The sequence below is a fragment of the Polaromonas aquatica genome (assembly GCF_050626995.1).
Classification (GTDB): domain Bacteria; phylum Pseudomonadota; class Gammaproteobacteria; order Burkholderiales; family Burkholderiaceae_C; genus Polaromonas; species Polaromonas aquatica_A.
In genome coordinates this window covers 3,929,557-3,945,801 of sequence record NZ_CP192467.1, presented here as the reverse complement: position 1 = coordinate 3,945,801, position 16,245 = coordinate 3,929,557, and the positions used below count along the sequence as shown (strand labels likewise).

Genomic DNA, 16,245 nt, shown 5'->3' with positions numbered 1-16,245 from the left:
ACGCGTCCCTAAGTTCGTCCCTAGAATGTTCAGGACAGGCTCAAAAGGCATTTCAACAGGCAATTTCGTCGTCACACACCCCAAAAATGGGCTACGACGTTGATTTTCAGCATAAAAAGACCTTCCAGGCCATACAGAACCGGCGTTGACCGCTATCAAAAACAGAGCATCCGCGGTGGCGGCATTGACATAACACAGAGACAAGCCATGCGATATGCCCATACCGACCTGATCAGCTACGCCCGAGCCTTGCTCACCACTGCCGGACTCGAGCGGGCCAAGGCGGAGGCAGTGGCCGCCATCCTGGTAGAAGCCGACCTGATGGGCCACAACACCCACGGCCTGGCCTTGCTACCTGGTTACCTGGGTGAGCTGGAGTCCGGCTCCATGGAGAAACTGGGTACTCCCACGGTGTTGGCCGACCACCCTGCCGCCGTCACTTGGGACGGCCGCCGCTTGCCCGGCCCCTGGCTGGTACTGGAAGCCATGGCGCTGGCCACCGAGCGCGCCGCCATCCAGGGCACCTGCACGGTGGTGATCCGCCGCAGCCATCACATCGCCTGCCTGGCGGCCTACCTCAAGCGGGCCACCGATCAGGGTTTGATGATGCTGCTCACCTGCTCCGACCCGAACACCGCCAGCGTCGCGCCCTTCGGCGGGCTGGACGCCGTGTTCACGCCCAATCCCGTCTCTGCCGGCATTCCCACAGGCGGCGTTCCGGTGCTCATGGACGTTTCAACCTCCGCGACCACCAATGGCCTGACCAACCGTCTGCACAAAGAAGGCAAGCGCCTTCCCGCGGCCTGGGTGATGGACGGCTACGGCGTGGCCAGCGACAACCCTGCCGTGCTGTTCGATGAACCCAAAGGCACCATCCTCCCGCTGGGCGGCATGGATTCCGGCCACAAAGGCTACGGATTGACGCTGCTGGTCGAGGCACTGACCGGTGGGCTGGCCGGACATGGGCGCGCCGATCCCAAAGAAGGCTGGGGCGCAACGGTGTTCCTGCAAGTCCTGGATCCGGGAGCCTTTGCCGGGCTGGATGCCTTCACCCGTCAAACAGGCCATGTGGCCGACGCCTGCCGCACGTCGCGCCCCGCGCATGAGGGATCGGCCGTGCGCACACCCGGAGAAAAAGGCATCGCACTGGCGGCCCGGCAAATGGAATCGGGCGTGGAGCTGTATCCGTCCATCTTGCCCTCGCTCTCCAGTTGGGCGATCAAGCTCGGAATTACTGAGCCTGTTGCGGCCCACTAATGCACTGACTTTCCGGGCGACACCGGCCAGGCCAACTGGGTGCCGCAGACGGCAAAAATGGCTCTGCCACCTTAAAAACGCCCGTGTAGAACGGTTCGCTCACCGGCCTCCTGTCAGGCCCTGCCGTTACAAAAACTGTCCAAAACCTCAATGCTCCCCCCTCATGCAGGGGTTTGTCCCTAGGCGGGGATTTTTGCAGATCCACATAATTAGTACGTCGTTCAAACTAATTCAGAAGTGCTGTATGCGGCAGGACGATCAATGAGATTTAGCTGAGTTTTCAAAACCACATGCCTGACCTGGGCAGAACCATCGGAGACATCCATGAAACTAAAAACTTCCCTCACTGCAATGGCCCTCAGCCTGGCCGCCGCCGGCGCATTTGCGCAGGTGACGGTTGGCGTCAGCTGGTCCAACTTCCAGGAGGAGCGCTGGAAAACCGACGAGGCCGCCATCAAGACGCAGCTTGAAAAGCTGGGTGCCAAATACATTAGCGCGGATGCAGCAGGCTCCCCTGAAAAACAACTGGCGGACATTGACGGCCTGATGGCCAAGGGTGCCAAGGTCCTGATCGTGCTGGCCATGGACAAGGACGCGATCCTGCCCGCCGTGAACAAGGCCACCAAGCAAAAAGTACCCGTCATCGCCTACGACCGCCTGATCGAGGCGCCCGGCGTGTTCTACATCACGTTCGACAACAAGGAAGTCGGCCGCATGCAGGCCCGTGCCGTGTTCCAGGCCAAGCCCAAGGGCAACTACGTGATGATCAAGGGCTCCCCCACCGATCCGAATGCCAATTTCCTGCGCGAAGGTCAGCAGGAAATCATTGAAGCTGCCGTCAAGAAAGGTGACATCAAGATCGTGGGCGAGGAATACACCGAAGGGTGGAAGCCTGAAGTCGCGCAGAAAAACATGGAGCAGATCCTGACCAAGAATGGCGGCAAGGTCGATGCCGTGGTCGCCTCCAATGACGGCACCGCCGGCGGTGTCGTGGCGGCGCTGAGCTCCAAGGGCCTCAAGGGTGTGCCGGTGTCGGGCCAGGACGGCGACTTTGCCGCACTGAACCGCGTGGCCATGGGCACCCAGACCGTGTCGGTATGGAAAGATGCCCGCGACCTCGGTAAACAGGCGGCCAGTGCGGCCGTCAATCTGGGTGCGGGCAAAAAAGTCGACGGCGCGACCTCCTGGAACGGTGGCGAGAAAAAGATCGCCCTGCAGGCCCAGTTCCTCAAGCCAGTGCCCATCACCCGTGACAACCTCGACGTGGTGGTGAAGGCCGGCTGGATCAAGAAAGACGAACTCTGCAAGGGTGTCACCGGTAACGTCGCAGCCTGCAAGTAATACAGGCGTTCAGCTCCCCGCTCCCCATTCTGCGCAAGCAGGCAAAGGCAACCAGCCTGTAGGTTGCCTGGGGAGTACTGCATCCTTAAAACCATGCAATTTCCCGTCCGATTCCTGCGCAACGCTGCTGTCGACTGGCGGCTGGTCTTCATGGGCGGCGTGCTCGCCGTCCTGGCGGGCATATTCCAGGTCCTGTCGGGCGGCATTTTCCTGTCGCCTGAAAACCTCTACAACATCGCCCAGCAAACCGCCGTGGTGGGCATTGTGTCCACCGTCATGGTGCTGATCATTGTGGCCCGGCATATCGACCTGTCGGTCGGCTCCGTGATCGGTTTTGTCGGCGTGCTCATTGCCTACCTCCAATACACCCTGGGATGGTCCTGGCCGGCAGCATCACTTGCCGGGCTGGCCGCGGCGCTGGTGGTGTCGGTGTACCAGGGGTGGCTTACCGCCATGCTCGGCGTACCTTCTTTTGTGGTCACGCTAGGGGGCTTGATGTCCCTGCGCGGCGCGGCCTTTCTGGTGGCCGACGGCAAGACCCAGCCCGTCAGCGACGAGATGTTCCTGCAGCTGGGTGGCGGCTATGACGGTGGCATCGGTGTGACCGCCACCTGGATCCTGACCGCATGTGTGAGCCTGGTGCTGGTGATTCGTATGCTCTTGCGCCGCCGCGCCTCCACCCGCCATGAAATGCCCAACCAGCCCGTATGGGTGGATGTCCTGCTGGTGGCTGCACCCGTGGCCCTGCTGGCCGCGTTCGCTGCGACCATGAACAGCTACCTGGTCCCCAACAAGGACGCCCCCCAGGGCATCCCGATACCGGTGCTGATCTGGGCGGCCGTGGCGGTGGTGATGTCCTTCATCTCCCAGCGCACCCGTTTCGGCCGCTATGTCTACGCCATGGGCGGCAACCCCGACGCCGCGGTACTCGTCGGCATTCCGGTCAAGCGAGTGACGCTCATGCTGTTTGCGCTGCTCGCCGTGCTCATCACCATCGCGGCCATCGTGTCGGTGGCCCGCCTGAACGCAGGCACCAACTCGCTGGGCACCGGCATGGAACTGTTCGTGATTGCGGCCGCCGTGATCGGCGGCACTGCGCTGGCAGGTGGCAGCGGCACCATCATCGGCTCTGTCCTGGGAGCGCTCATCATGCAGTCGCTGGACAGCGGCATGCTGCTGCTGGATGTCTCCATCGGAAAACGCATGATCATCATCGGGCAGGTGCTGATTGTGGCGGTGGTATTTGACGTGCTCTATCGCAAGTGGGCGCAGGAAAGCTAGGATGAAACACCCCCGAAGCGCCTTCGGCGCCTCCCCCTCAAGGGAGCAACACCAGCGGCCCGGCGAAGCCGGTTCCGCGGTGTCCCTGGCTTTTGCCGTGCGGTTTCATGTGTCGCGGGTGGCACGCAGCGCAATGGATCACTGAAATGCAAACCACTACCGAACCCCTGGTCGAGTTCAAGGACATCCGCAAGGCCTTTGGCGGCGTCCACGCCGTGGACGGCGTGAACCTGAACCTGTACCCCGGCGAAGTTGTCGCCGTGCTGGGCCACAACGGCGCGGGCAAATCAACGCTGATGAAAATGCTGGCCGGCGCTTTCCCCATCGATTCGGGCGAGATCCATGTGATGGGGCAAAAAGTGAATCTCCGGACCCCGGCGGATGCACAGCAGCAAGGCATCGAGACCATTTACCAGACGCTGGCCCTGGCCGACAACCTGGACGCCGTGGCCAACCTGTTCCTGGGCCGCGAAAAAATGACGGCCTGGAATACCCTGGATGACTACTTCATGGAGGCGCAGGCACGCAAGGTATTTGGCCGCCTGAACAAAAACTTCACCAATATCCATACGCCGGTGCGGCGCCTCTCGGGCGGACAGCGCCAGGTGGTGGCCATCTCGCGTGCCATCTATTTCAACGCCCGCATCCTGATCATGGACGAACCCTGTGCCGCCCTGGGCCCGGAAGAATCCGCCATGGTGGCCAATCTGGTGCTCCAGCTCAAGGCTGAAGGCGTTGGCATCTTCCTGATCACGCATGACATGCACGATGTTTTTTCGCTCAGCGACCGCCTCTCGGTGATGAAAAACGGCCGACTGGTAGGCACTTACCGCACGGCCGACCTGAACGAAGACCAGATTCTCGGCATGATCATCGCGGGCAAACAACCGGAAGGACGTACACAGGCGCCGCACCGCATCGCTTGAATCATCCGCATTGGCCATGAAAACCACAGGCGACCAGCAGCTCGTCAAACGTATCAATCGCAGTGTGCTGCTACGCTTGCTGCGCACCCAGCCAGGGAGCTCGCGCGCCCAACTCGCCAGCCATAGCGGATTGACCAAGTCGACGGTCAGCCTTCTGGTACGCGAACTCATTGACGAGGGCTGGCTCAGTGAAACCTGCCTGACTGCCGCCAACGGTGTGGGTCGGCCCTCAACGCCCCTGCAAATCGACGCTCAGTCCCGCGGCCTGATTGGTGTGGAAGTGGCAGTGGACACCTTGCGGGTGGTGAGTGTCTCCCTGCTGGGGCAAGTGCTGTGGTCAACGCAGGAGCCTTTGCGCGGCACCCGGCCGCAAGACGTCTGCAGCCAGATCGCCAGGCTGACGGTGTTGGCCCAGGCTGAGCTGGTGTCACGCAGCGTGCAACTTTCCGGTTTGGGTATCGGACTGCCCGGCGCGTTTGACGAAGCCACCGGGGTGGTCCGCTTTGCCCCCAACCTTGGCTGGCGCAACGTGGACTTTTTGCCGCAGATCACCCAGGCATTGATTCATGCAGGGCTGCCCCCGGTACCGGTGCATGTGCAAAACGAAGCCGACACCGCCGCGCTGAGTGAGTATGAATTTTCGGAGAACGACAGCAAGGACTCGCTGATTTTTGTTACCTGCGATGTGGGTGTGGGCGCGGGCATCGTGCTCAACGACCGGTTGTTCACCGGTACGCAGGGTATGGCCGGCGAGATCGGCCACAGCATTTTGCAACTCGATGGGCCCCTTTGTTCATGCGGACGGCGTGGGTGCGCCGAGACCTTCATCGGCTCCGGTGCCCTGGGCCAATTGGCGGACACCCAGCGGTCAGGACAATACCTGGGGGTGTTGCTGCAAAACCTGTGGACCACCTTCAATCCCAGTGTGGTGGTAGTCGGCGGTGCGTCATGCCACCGTTTCCCCGGCATGGTGCAGGTTGCGCGGGAGACGCTGCAAAACTATGCCACCCACGCCGGCGTGACTGCTCCTGCGGTGCGCGTCGCGCGATATGGTCTTCTGGCCTCAGCTGTGGGCGCCGCTGCCCTGGTCCTGCACCAATACCTGCGCCCCATGCACCCCCGCGGTCACCTCGTTGGCAACGACGTCCCGGCGCGGGATGAAGCCCTCCTGTAGGGCCGCACGCCCCAAGCGACCCGCGCGCGGCGCGGTAGTCCTGCGCTGACACGCATCAGCGCTTCTCCCCGATAGGTTGCCTTCCGTTCGGCGCCCATAGTCAACGCCATAACTCAATGCCATAACCATCTGGAGAAGAACCATGTCTTTCGCCCTTTACATGATCGGTTTTGTGATTTTTCTGGGGGGTGTGATCTGGGCCGCCGTTGTCGCCGGCGTACCGCACCTTTATATCGGCATCGGCGCGCTGATCTTTCTGGGCATCGGCATATTCAGTGCCGTCAGCCGCACCCGCAGCAAAGATCCATCCTGAGCGGGTCCAGCCTTGGCGAACGCCAGCTGACGCGGCAACGGGTCGCTATCTGGCGCCCAGGCCCATGGACCGCGAAATGACTTCCTTCATGATCTCGTTCGTGCCACCGTAAATGCGCTGCACACGTGCGTCGGCGTAGGCACGGGTAATCGGGTATTCCCACATATAACCGTAGCCGCCGAAGAGCTGCACACATTCGTCCATCACCTTGCATTGGAGGTCGCTGCACCAGTACTTGGCCATGCTGGCTGTCGCGGTGTCCAGCGCTTCTTTCGCAACCAGCTCCACGCATTTATCGACAAATACCCGCGCGACCTGCACCTCGGTCTGGAGCTCGGCCAGTTTGTAGCGCGTGTTCTGGTAGCTGGCTACCGGCTGGCCAAACACTTTGCGTTCTTTCACATAGGCCAGTGTCCAGTCGATCGCGGCCTGCGCTGACGAGACAGCCGTAATGGCGATCTGCAGGCGCTCCCAGGGCAGCTGCTCCATCAGGCAAATAAAGCCGCGGTTTTCGTGGGCTTGGCCGCCCAGCAGATTCTCGGCCGGAATCTTTACATCGGTGAAAAACAGCTCCGACGTATCCTGCGCCTTCAGGCCCAGCTTTTTGAGGCGCTTGCCTGTTTCAAAACCAGGCATACCGCGCTCCACCAGTATCAGGCTGGTGCCTTTGGCGCCCGCGGCCGGGTCGGTCTTGGCCACCACAATGACCAGGTCGGCATGCCAGCCATTGGTGATGAAGGTCTTGCTGCCGTTGAGCAGGTAGCCGCCGTCAGCCTGCTTGATGGCTGTGGTTTTCACGCCTTGCAGGTCGGATCCGGCAGCGGGTTCGCTCATCGCGATGGCCCCGACCATCTCGCCGCTCGCAAGTTGGGGAAGATACCTCTGCTTCTGCGCCTCGGTGCCATAGTGAAGGATGTAAGGTGCAACGATCTCGCTGTGCAGGCTGTAGCCGATGCCCGAAAACCCACCCCGCCCGAGCTCTTCCATCTGAATGACGGAGTACAGCTTGTCCGCGCCCGAGCCGCCGTACGCCTCGGGCATGGTCATGCACAAAAAACCGTTCTCGCCGGCCTTGTTCCAGACCTTGCGGTCCACATGGCCTTGCTCCTCCCACTGCTCGTGGAAAGGTGCAATTTCCTTTTCCATGAAGCGGCGAAAGGCATCGCGGAAGGCTTCATGATCGGTGGTGAAGAGGCTGCGTTCAATCATGGTGTCACCTGTAAGGGCCAAAATCCATCAACTTATTTATGCAAAGCGGCTGCTTTGTGAAATGAATATACTTCAACAGCCGCCCACCCGCCCGCTGTTCGTCTCGCCTTCCCGAGGAAAGCCACCATGACCACCGAAGCCTTCATCTACGACGCCATCCGCACACCGCGCGGCAAAGGAAAAAAAGACGGCAGCCTGCATGAGGTCAAGCCGGTCAACCTGCTGGCTGGCGTGCTGGCCGACTTGCAGCGGCGCAATGGCTTTGACACGGCCGCCATCGACGATGTAGTGATGGGGGTGGTCTCGCCGGTGGGCGAGCAAGGCGCGGTGATAGCCAAGGTGGCTGCGCTCAAGGCCGGCTGGGACTTCCGCGCTTCGGGCGTTCAGGTCAACCGTTTTTGCGCATCAGGCCTGGAAGCTGTGAATATGGCAGCGCAAAAAGTGCGCTCCGGTTGGGAAGACCTGGTGGTGGCTGGCGGCGTTGAAAGCATGAGCCGCGTCCCGATTGGCGCTGACGGTGGCGCCTGGGCGCAAGATCCTGAAACCAATAGCGCCACGCTGTTTGTGCCGCAGGGCATAGGCGCCGACCTGATTGCCACGATGGAAGGTTTCAGCCGGGCCGACGTGGACGCCTTTGCCCTGCAGAGCCAACAACGCGCCGCTAAAGCGCGCGCAGCCGGCTACTTTGCCAACTCTGTTGTGCCGGTCAAAGACTTCCTGGGCCAGACGATCCTGGGCGAAGACGAATTCATCAAGCCTCACACTACGCTGGAAGGCCTGGCCTCACTCAAGCCTGCCTTCGATCAATTAGGTGGCATGGGCTTTGACGCTGTGGCGCTGCAGCGCTACCCGCAGGTCGAGCGCATTCACCATGTGCACCACGCCGGCAACTCGTCGGGCATTGTGGACGGCGCGGCGGCCGTGCTGGTCGGCTCTGAAGCCGCCGGCAAGGCGCATGGTCTCAAGCCGCGTGCCCGTATTGTGGCTGCGGCGCTGAGCGGCGCCGACCCGACAGTCATGCTGACCGGCCCCATGCCGGCCACACGCAAGGCGCTGGCCAAAGCCGGCATGACAGTGGACCAAATCGACTTGTTCGAAGTCAACGAGGCCTTTGCTGCGGTGGTGATGCGCTTCATGAAAGAGATGAAGGTGCCGCACGAGAAGGTCAATGTAAACGGCGGCGCCATTGCCATGGGCCACCCGCTGGGTGCGACCGGCGCGATGATTTTGGGCACGCTGATTGATGAACTGCATCGGCGCAAGCTGCGCTACGGACTGGCGACCCTGTGCGTTGGCGGCGGCATGGGAATCGCAACCATTGTTGAAAGAATCTGAACGCCATGAAGACCATCAAGTACCAAATCGACGATGGCATTGCCACCATTACGTTTGACGAACCCGACTCCCCTGTCAACACCATGTGCCTGCAATGGCAGGACGACCTGAGCGAAGTGACAGCGCAGGTGGTGAAGGACAAGGCTGCGCTCAAGGGCATCATCCTGGCCTCGGCCAAAAGCACTTTCTTTGCCGGCGCCGACCTCAAGGCGGTGATGCGCCTCACACCCGCCGACGCGCCCAAGGCCTATGCCGAGATCGAGCACGTCAAGAAGAACTTCCGCACCCTCGAAACGCTCGGCATCCCCGTGGCGAGTTGCCTCAATGGCACGGCGCTGGGCGGCGGCTGGGAAGTCGCGCTGGTCGGCCACTACCGCGTCGCGGTGGACGACCGTAAAACGCAATTTGGATTACCCGAAGTAACCCTGGGCCTGTTACCCGGCGCCAGCGGCGTGACCAAGATGACGCGCCACCTGGGCCTGGTGGGCGCGCAGCCCTACCTGGTTGAAGGCAAAACATTCGGCTCGCGCCAGGCACTGGAGCTGGGCCTGGTGCACGAACTGGTGGTCGACGCCAGCGAGTTGCGCGGCGAGGCACTTTCCTGGATAGCCGCTAACCCCGCGGCCCAACATCCGTGGGATGCCAAGGACTACAAGATTCCCGGCGGCACACCCGCCAACCCCAAGATTGCGGCAGCCCTCAGCGTTGCACCTGCCATGCTCAAAAAGCAGACACGTGGGCTCTACCCTGCCCCGGAAGCCATCATGGCCTGCATGGCCGAAGGCGCGTTGGTGGACCTGGAGACCGCCTACCGTATTGAAAGCCGCTACCTTGCGAAACTCATGACCGGCGCCAATGCCAAGGCCATGATCAACACGTTTTTCTTCAATATGAACGCTGTCAAAAGTGGTCAGTCGCGCCCCCAAACCGTTCCGCGTTTCAGGCCGGCCAAGGTCGGCGTGCTGGGCGCCGGCATGATGGGTGCAGGTATCGCTTACGCGCAGGCCAGCAAGGGCATTGCCACCGTCCTCAAGGACGTGAGCCGGGAAAAGGCAGAAGCCGGAAAAGCCCACAGCAGCAAGCTTACCGCGCCGCGTGTGGAGAAAGGCCGCATGACAACCAGCGAACAAAGCGCCCTGCTCTCGCGCATCGCTGCGACCGACCAGGTTGCGGAACTGGCCGGCTGCGACCTCATCATCGAGGCTGTGTTCGAGCGGCGCGACCTCAAGGCCAAAGTCACCCAGGAGGCCGAGCCACTGCTGGCGCCCGGCGGCTTTTTTGCCTCCAACACCTCAACCCTGCCTATCAGCAGCCTCGCCACAGCGAGCGACAAACCGGAAAAATTTATCGGCATACATTTCTTCAGCCCGGTCGACAAGATGAAGCTGGTGGAGATCATTCGTGGCCGGGACACCGGCGACGAAACTGTGGCCAAGGCTTTTGACTATGTACAAGCCCTGGGCAAGATCCCCATCGTGGTCAACGACGCGCGCGGCTTCTACACAAGCCGCACGTTTGGCACTTTTGTGATGGAAGGCGCGGCCATGCTGGGTGAAGGCATTCCCGCCGCGGCGATTGAAAACGCCGGCCTCCAGGCCGGCATGCCTGTAGGCCCTCTGGCCGTGCTTGATGAAACCGCGTTGTCGCTGAGCGTGCACGTGCTCGACCAGACCCGCACCGACTTCACGGCGGAGGGCAAGACCTATACCGCGACGCCTGGGGAACTGCTGGTCGAACGCATGGTGAAAGAACTCAAGCGCCTGGGCCGCGCAGCTGGTGGCGGCTTCTACGACTACCCTTGCGAGCCCGGTGCGAAGAAACATCTGTGGCCCGAACTAAAGCCGTTGTTTGAGAAGCCCGGCGCCGCCTGGGACATCAACGAACTGAAAGACCGCCTGCTTTATCGCCAGGCCGTGGAAACCGCCCGCTGCCTCAGCGAGGGCGTGCTCACCACCGTGCACGACGCCAACATCGGCTCCATCTTCGGTATTGGCTTTCCGGCCTGGACGGGTGGCGCGATGCAGTTCATTTATGGCATGGGGGTTGACGCCTTTATAGCGCGCTGCGATGAGCTGGCCCAAAAATTTGGCCCCGGCTTTGCACTGACGGATGTTGTCAAGGATGCAATCCGCCGGCACCAGCCGGTTTACTGAGCTGCATCAACCAGGCCGCCCATCATTTCCTGTCCCTCTCCAAACCTTATCCATTCATGCCAAGACTCACCCACAAGATCAGCATCATCACCGGCGCGGCGCAAGGCATTGGCCTGGCCACTGCCCTCAAATTTGCGCAGGAGGGCGCCACCGTCATCGTCTGCGATGTCAAGCAAGCCGGCGTCGACGAAGCTGTCAAACAATGCCAGGCCCTGGGCGCGCAGGCCGTCGGTTATGTGATGGATGTGACCCAGCGCGCCATGGTGGATGCAGTGGTCGGCAAGGTCAAAGACCGGTATGGACGTATTGATGTCCTCGTCAACAACGCCGGCATCACCCAGGATGCGCGCCTGCAGAAAATGACGCTCGAACAGTTCGACAAAGTGATCGATGTGAACCTGCGCGGCGTTTTTCACTGCGCACAGGCGGTGGCCGACACCATGACAGCGCAAGGCAGCGGCGTGATACTGAACGCGAGTTCAGTCGTCGGCATCTACGGAAACTTCGGCCAGACGAATTACGCCGCCAGCAAGTTCGGCGTAATCGGTTTCACCAAAACCTGGAGCCGCGAGCTGGGCCCCAAGGGCGTGCGCGTGAATGCCGTGGCCCCCGGTTTTATTTCAACGCCCATCCTCAGCACGATCCCCGACAAGGTGCTCAAGGAGATGGAGGCTCATGTGCCGCTCAGGCGATTGGGACGGCCCGAGGAGATTGCCAATGTGTATGCGTTTCTCGCGAGCGACGAGGCGAGTTACGTCAACGGGGCAGTGATTGAGGTGTCTGGGGGGATGTCGGTTTAGCGCGCTGCAGAAAAGGGCATTTTGAACTCAAGCATTGGAATGCTGGCATCTCAACGTTTGAATTCACGGTGTTGCGCAACTTCTTTTTCAGGTCCGGTGGAATGATGGGTTGGGCGCTCACCCTCCAGCCTGAGAGCGATGGGCTTTATAAATTCACTCACAGCGCTGACCAACTCCTCAGCTTGATCCTGCATGATGAAGTGCCCGCTATTTTTAACCACGATATGACGTGAATTGCTGGACAAGCGGGCCAAGTCATTCTGCTCAGTCTGCTGGATTCCGGCGAGCGCTTTTTCGGCTTCGATATTCCCGCCCGACTTCCCGGCTTCGCGCTCGACCAGGCCTGGATCTACCCGGTTACCGGCAGTCAACACCAACAACGGAAGCTTTCCCAAACTGAGGGGTGGCGGTGTGGCGGGATCCAGCCCTTGACGCATGACAGCAATTTCATTGACAACGGCGTGCGCGGTATCGGTCCGATTTTGCATAGCCGATTTTGCCGCCAACACTTCTGCCGGCAGGGAAGAAGGCCGGCGGCCAGCATCGGCAATGCCCATCAGCCTTATGAGCCCGACTCGCGATAACGGTCCGGCAACTGCCATCTGCAGGGCTTGTTTCCAATAGTCCCAGGCGGCATACGGATACTGGTGGGCAGGGCTCTGCTCATGCGTCGAATCGACAAGGACGATACCCTGCGTCTCCTCAGGAAACTGATGGTAGAAAGCCCGCACGTATATTCCGCCACGGGAATGGCCGGCCAGCACATAAGGCGGTGAAATGCCCGCATTGTTCAAAAGCGCATGCAGATTCCGGGCTACATCTTCCGGCTGCATGGTGCTATCGATTGGATCGCTCCAGCCAAGCCCTGGGCGATCATAGGAGCAAACGCGCATATTTCGCGCAAGTGCGGATTGAACCGGATACCAGGTCAGAGAATTGTCCCCCAGGCCGGCTTCGAGGACGAGAGTTGGAGAACCGGAACCCACGCAGTAAAGATGGTGGTTCACGCCGCTCACCGAAATCATGCGACCTGGAGGCGCGAATAAGGTTCGGTCTGCAGCAGTTCTTTTCGATTGATAGGCTGTTCCCGCCAGCACGACCAGGCAGGCAATCCCCAAACCGGAGAGAAGGAAACGAAAGCGCCACAACAGCCCGAATTTCATGGCGCCTTCTCGATGAAAGGACTGGGCGTCACCTCGCGGCTTTGTCTGGCTGCAACCCGGCGAGCAGCGCGGCCTGCATATCCTCAGGAAGACCTGCTACGCCCCTGACCACACCTGGCCCTCCATTTCGCCAGTGAACTGTGAATTCGCGTGGTTGGCCCATTCCAGGCATGGCGTATGTGGTGACTTGCAGAACTGCCTCTGTCCCCCCTTCAAGCAGCGCAGCAGAAGACAGCAGCTTGACCACAGGTCCGAATTCACGGACACCAATGACAACCACCCGGTTGAAAGAACGCCCTTGCGAGGCTAGCTGCGCGGAGATGGCGCCAGAGGTGAGATTCGGGATGCGCCGTAGCTCCGAGCGCGCGAAGCACCCGGAACTGTCAAGGAAATTCTTGAGGCCCGTTGCAGCAGCCGCCTCGCGCTGGGCGATATCTTTCTGATCAGATCGCCACTCAGGTGCCCAGAGAACGAGAGCCGTAGCCGCGCGGTCGCACACCGGCGCCTGCGGTGACGGATTCAGGGTGATGGCCGTACTGGCGCACCCGGCCAGCAGCACGCTGCAGAGTACAGCCGAAAGAAATTGGCCGAGTTGCTTCGGAGAGGTCATGTGTTAAATCCAACGTCATGCATGCCCGCAAGAGCTACGGCTTGCCGTTTTTTGGTATGGCTGGCCGCTGAATCTGGCCAGGTGTTGGTTATTAAAGGAAATTACCTGTTCCTTTTTGAGGTTCATTCAGCTCAAAAAAAAGATAATCGGAAAAAATAATTCTAGATGAGCTGTGCAATGACCGCCTCCTCAATACTGACGAGAGCAGGCAATGGAAGCTGGCTCAGATGTTGATGATTGCGGAAGGCTTCATCTGCCGCAACCAGGCTCCAGGCGACACACCCACACTGCCCTTGAAGCGCCGGCTGAAATGGCTCTGGTCGGCGAAGCCGCAGGCGGCAGCCACTTCAGCCAACCCTTGGCCGGCCAGCATGGCTGACTGGGCGCGTTCAATGCGTACCGCGTTGAGATAGATATGCGGCGGCGCGCCAAACTGCCGGGCGAAGGCACGTGTGAGGTGAACGCGTGAAAGACCTGCCTCGCGCGCCAGCACATCCACCGTAATGTCTTCGCCGAAATGGCTGCGCAAATAGTCGCGGATGCGGGCCAGACGGGTCATGCCGACGGACCTGCTCACGTCCTCACCTGAACGGCGCTCACCGTAACGCTGCAGCAGCCGCACCAGCACATCGCGTGTGAGTTCTTCGGCGCGCAGCGACTCCTGCGCCTGCCCTGCCGCGCCTATGGCGCGCGCCAGTGCACGCCCCATGGCAACGTCGCGCACCACGGGCTGGCAAAAGTAGGCCGCCATATCGAGGCCGGCTTCCTTGTCGCGGCATTCGTTCACCACCTGCTGCGACACATACAGCATGCTGTAGCCAAAACCTTCCTGCGTGCCGCGCTGACCATCGTGCGGCTCGTCGGGGTTGAAAAGTATCACGTCGCCGCGCAGGCTGGCGTGCAGCGCGCCGCCGCAGTGAAAGGTCTGAACGCCGGAGGCTGTGACGCCTATGGAATAGGTTTCGTGGCTGTGGCGCTCAAACGTGTGTTCAGTGAAATGGGCATTCATCTGGGTCACGCCCGCCAGCGCGCCCGGACGAAAGCGGGCCCAGTCCTGGGGAGTTTGAGCCTGGGCTTCGTACATGAAACAATCGTACAAGACGCAGCGGCGCTGGACAAGGAAACTCACTTTTCACCGAAATTTAATCGCAATGAAAGAGGAGTTCTCATGCAAGAAGCCGTAGACCTGCACGCCAAGCTCGCCACCTTTGAAGGCCACTGGCAGCCGCGTACCGTGAGTGAATTCAATGGGCACGACGTGATGGTCGTCAAGGTGCAAGGCGAATTCAGCTGGCATTCGCACCCGGAGAGCGACGACTTTTTTCTGGTACTCAAAGGCGAACTGCACATTGACATCGACGGCAAGCCCACTGTCACACTCAAACCGGGCCAGTTGTATGTGGTGCCACGTGGTATATCCCATCGCCCGTGGGCGCCACAAGAAGCTCACCTGCTGCTGATCGAGCCGACGGGTGCACCCAACAGTGGGGATGTGGCGACCGCTGCTCCACGGCGGGTGATCTGAACCGGGCGGACCCCAGGCCTGATGGGGAACGGGTGGAGGCAACTACTTGACTTTGTCAATTAATTGCTTGACGATAGCAGACATGGCATCGTCAAACGCCCCCTTCCTCTCTACTCCGGCATCCTTGGCACCGGTCGCCACCACCGCGAACATCAAGGCGGTCCGCAGCTTCAACCGCTTCTACACCCAGCGCATCGGCGTGCTGGACCCTTACCTGGGCAGCCAGTTTTCGCTGACGGAGGTGCGCGTGCTTTATGAGCTGGCCCACCGCGACCAGCCGACGGCGACTGAACTGGGACGGGATTTATCGCTGGACGCCGGCTACCTGAGCCGCATCCTGCGGCGCTTTGAATCCAAAGGCTGGCTGGCGCGTGTGCCTTCACCCGCCGACGCACGACAAAGCCTGCTCAGGCTGACGGAGGCTGGGCATGCGGTTTTTGCGCCGTTGCAGCAGCAGTCGCGTGACGAGGCGGCCGCACTGCTTGCCGCGCTGGCGCCGGGTGACCAGCGCAAGGTAGTGAGTGCGATGGCCACGGTGCAGCGGCTGCTGGCCGGCGAAACAACGCCCGCCGCTATCCGCACCGTACTGTTGCGCGACGCGGAGCCGGGGGACATGGGCTGGGTGGTGCAGCAGCACGGTGAAATCTATGCGCGCGAATACGGCTGGAACAGCGAGTTCGAGGCGCTGGTGGCCGACATTGCCGGCAAGTACCTCAAGAACCACCAGCCGGAGTGGGAGAAATGCTGGATAGCCGAAGTCGACGGTGAGCGGGCCGGCGCGGTGTTTGTGGTGCGTAAATCAGCCACCGTGGCCCAGTTGCGCATGCTGATCCTCACACCCCAGGCGCGCGGACTGGGCTTGGGCGGTCGCCTGACCGACGCGTGCATCGCATTTGCGCGCGGCAAGGGCTATAAAAAAATGGTGCTCTGGACCAACAGCTGCCTGGACGCTGCACGCGGGATTTACACCAAGAGAGGTTTCACACTGGTGAAAAGCGAGCCTTACCATGGCTTCGGGAAAGACCTGGTGGGTGAAACCTGGGAGTTGAAGTTATAGACCCGCGGCAGCGACGGGCTTACAGCCGGAGCCTGTCCAAAAATTTAAACCTTTTCGACCTTTAGCCCGGACATCAATTGCCAGAATTGCTATCTTATTAA

Annotated in this window: 16 protein-coding genes; 12 read left to right on the top strand and 4 right to left on the bottom strand. The window is 60.9% G+C overall.

The genetic code is table 11. The annotated features are described in order from the left end of the window. Nucleotides 1-207: 207 nt before the first annotated feature. The 7 genes from ACQ4MS_RS18855 to ACQ4MS_RS18825 all read left to right on the top strand — a co-directional run bounded on the left by ACQ4MS_RS18855 (nucleotide 208) and on the right by ACQ4MS_RS18825 (nucleotide 6,292). Complete coding sequence (locus ACQ4MS_RS18855) at nucleotides 208-1,257, top strand: Ldh family oxidoreductase (protein WP_431096168.1); 1,050 nt, start codon at nucleotides 208-210, stop codon at nucleotides 1,255-1,257. Between the two features lie 324 nt (nucleotides 1,258-1,581). After that, a complete protein-coding gene (gene xylF, locus ACQ4MS_RS18850; protein WP_431096167.1) occupies nucleotides 1,582-2,598 on the top strand; it encodes a D-xylose ABC transporter substrate-binding protein in 1,017 nt (338 codons plus the stop codon). Between the two features lie 150 nt (nucleotides 2,599-2,748). After that, entirely contained in the window at nucleotides 2,749-3,879 is a 1,131-nt protein-coding gene (locus ACQ4MS_RS18845) for a sugar ABC transporter permease (RefSeq protein ID WP_431099624.1), read from the top strand. 1 nt (nucleotide 3,880) lies between these two features. Then, on the top strand, nucleotides 3,881-4,024 hold the full coding sequence (locus ACQ4MS_RS18840) for a hypothetical protein (RefSeq protein ID WP_431096166.1): 144 nt from the start codon (nucleotides 3,881-3,883) through the stop codon (nucleotides 4,022-4,024). Between the two features lies 1 nt (nucleotide 4,025). Beyond that, on the top strand, nucleotides 4,026-4,805 hold the full coding sequence (locus ACQ4MS_RS18835) for an ATP-binding cassette domain-containing protein (protein WP_431096165.1): 780 nt from the start codon (nucleotides 4,026-4,028) through the stop codon (nucleotides 4,803-4,805). Nucleotides 4,806-4,821: 16 nt separating this feature from the next. Then, nucleotides 4,822-5,979, top strand: coding sequence for an ROK family protein (locus ACQ4MS_RS18830; RefSeq protein ID WP_431096164.1), 1,158 nt, complete (start codon nucleotides 4,822-4,824; stop codon nucleotides 5,977-5,979). A gap of 142 nt (nucleotides 5,980-6,121) precedes the next feature. Further along, entirely contained in the window at nucleotides 6,122-6,292 is a 171-nt protein-coding gene (locus tag ACQ4MS_RS18825; protein ID WP_164483778.1) for a hypothetical protein, read from the top strand. 45 nt (nucleotides 6,293-6,337) lie between these two features. Here ACQ4MS_RS18825 and ACQ4MS_RS18820 read toward each other — a convergent pair whose 3' ends face one another. Beyond that, nucleotides 6,338-7,501: an acyl-CoA dehydrogenase family protein gene (locus ACQ4MS_RS18820; protein WP_431096163.1), complete on the bottom strand. Its 1,164-nt coding sequence runs from the start codon at nucleotides 7,499-7,501 to the stop codon at nucleotides 6,338-6,340. Nucleotides 7,502-7,627: 126 nt separating this feature from the next. Between ACQ4MS_RS18820 and ACQ4MS_RS18815 the strand changes: the two genes are divergently transcribed. Genes ACQ4MS_RS18815 through fabG form a run of 3 tightly spaced genes read left to right on the top strand, consistent with a single transcriptional unit; the run spans nucleotide 7,628 to nucleotide 11,789 of the window. Continuing rightward, the gene (locus ACQ4MS_RS18815; RefSeq protein ID WP_431096162.1) at nucleotides 7,628-8,836 is read left to right on the top strand and encodes an acetyl-CoA C-acetyltransferase; all 1,209 of its coding nucleotides are present in this window, start codon (nucleotides 7,628-7,630) and stop codon (nucleotides 8,834-8,836) included. 5 nt (nucleotides 8,837-8,841) lie between these two features. Beyond that, on the top strand, nucleotides 8,842-10,989 hold the full coding sequence (locus tag ACQ4MS_RS18810) for a 3-hydroxyacyl-CoA dehydrogenase NAD-binding domain-containing protein (protein ID WP_431096161.1): 2,148 nt from the start codon (nucleotides 8,842-8,844) through the stop codon (nucleotides 10,987-10,989). 56 nt (nucleotides 10,990-11,045) lie between these two features. Beyond that, entirely contained in the window at nucleotides 11,046-11,789 is a 744-nt protein-coding gene (gene fabG / locus ACQ4MS_RS18805; protein WP_431096160.1) for a 3-oxoacyl-ACP reductase FabG, read from the top strand. A 50-nt stretch (nucleotides 11,790-11,839) separates the two neighbouring features. Here the strand turns inward: fabG and ACQ4MS_RS18800 are convergent, their stop codons facing one another. From ACQ4MS_RS18800 to ACQ4MS_RS18790, 3 genes are all read right to left on the bottom strand, one after another. Beyond that, nucleotides 11,840-12,952 (bottom strand): alpha/beta fold hydrolase, encoded by a 1,113-nt coding sequence (locus ACQ4MS_RS18800; protein WP_431096158.1) that lies wholly within the window; start codon nucleotides 12,950-12,952, stop codon nucleotides 11,840-11,842. Between the two features lie 28 nt (nucleotides 12,953-12,980). After that, nucleotides 12,981-13,562, bottom strand: a complete 582-nt coding sequence (locus ACQ4MS_RS18795; RefSeq protein ID WP_431096157.1) for a hypothetical protein — start codon at nucleotides 13,560-13,562, stop codon at nucleotides 12,981-12,983. A gap of 223 nt (nucleotides 13,563-13,785) precedes the next feature. Then, a complete protein-coding gene (locus ACQ4MS_RS18790) occupies nucleotides 13,786-14,646 on the bottom strand; it encodes an AraC family ligand binding domain-containing protein (protein ID WP_431096155.1) in 861 nt (286 codons plus the stop codon). Between the two features lie 84 nt (nucleotides 14,647-14,730). Between ACQ4MS_RS18790 and ACQ4MS_RS18785 the strand changes: the two genes are divergently transcribed. Beyond that, a complete protein-coding gene (locus tag ACQ4MS_RS18785; RefSeq protein WP_431096154.1) occupies nucleotides 14,731-15,087 on the top strand; it encodes a cupin domain-containing protein in 357 nt (118 codons plus the stop codon). 82 nt (nucleotides 15,088-15,169) lie between these two features. Then, nucleotides 15,170-16,144, top strand: a complete 975-nt coding sequence (locus ACQ4MS_RS18780) for a bifunctional helix-turn-helix transcriptional regulator/GNAT family N-acetyltransferase (RefSeq protein WP_431096153.1) — start codon at nucleotides 15,170-15,172, stop codon at nucleotides 16,142-16,144. The last annotated feature ends 101 nt before the right edge of the window (nucleotides 16,145-16,245 follow it).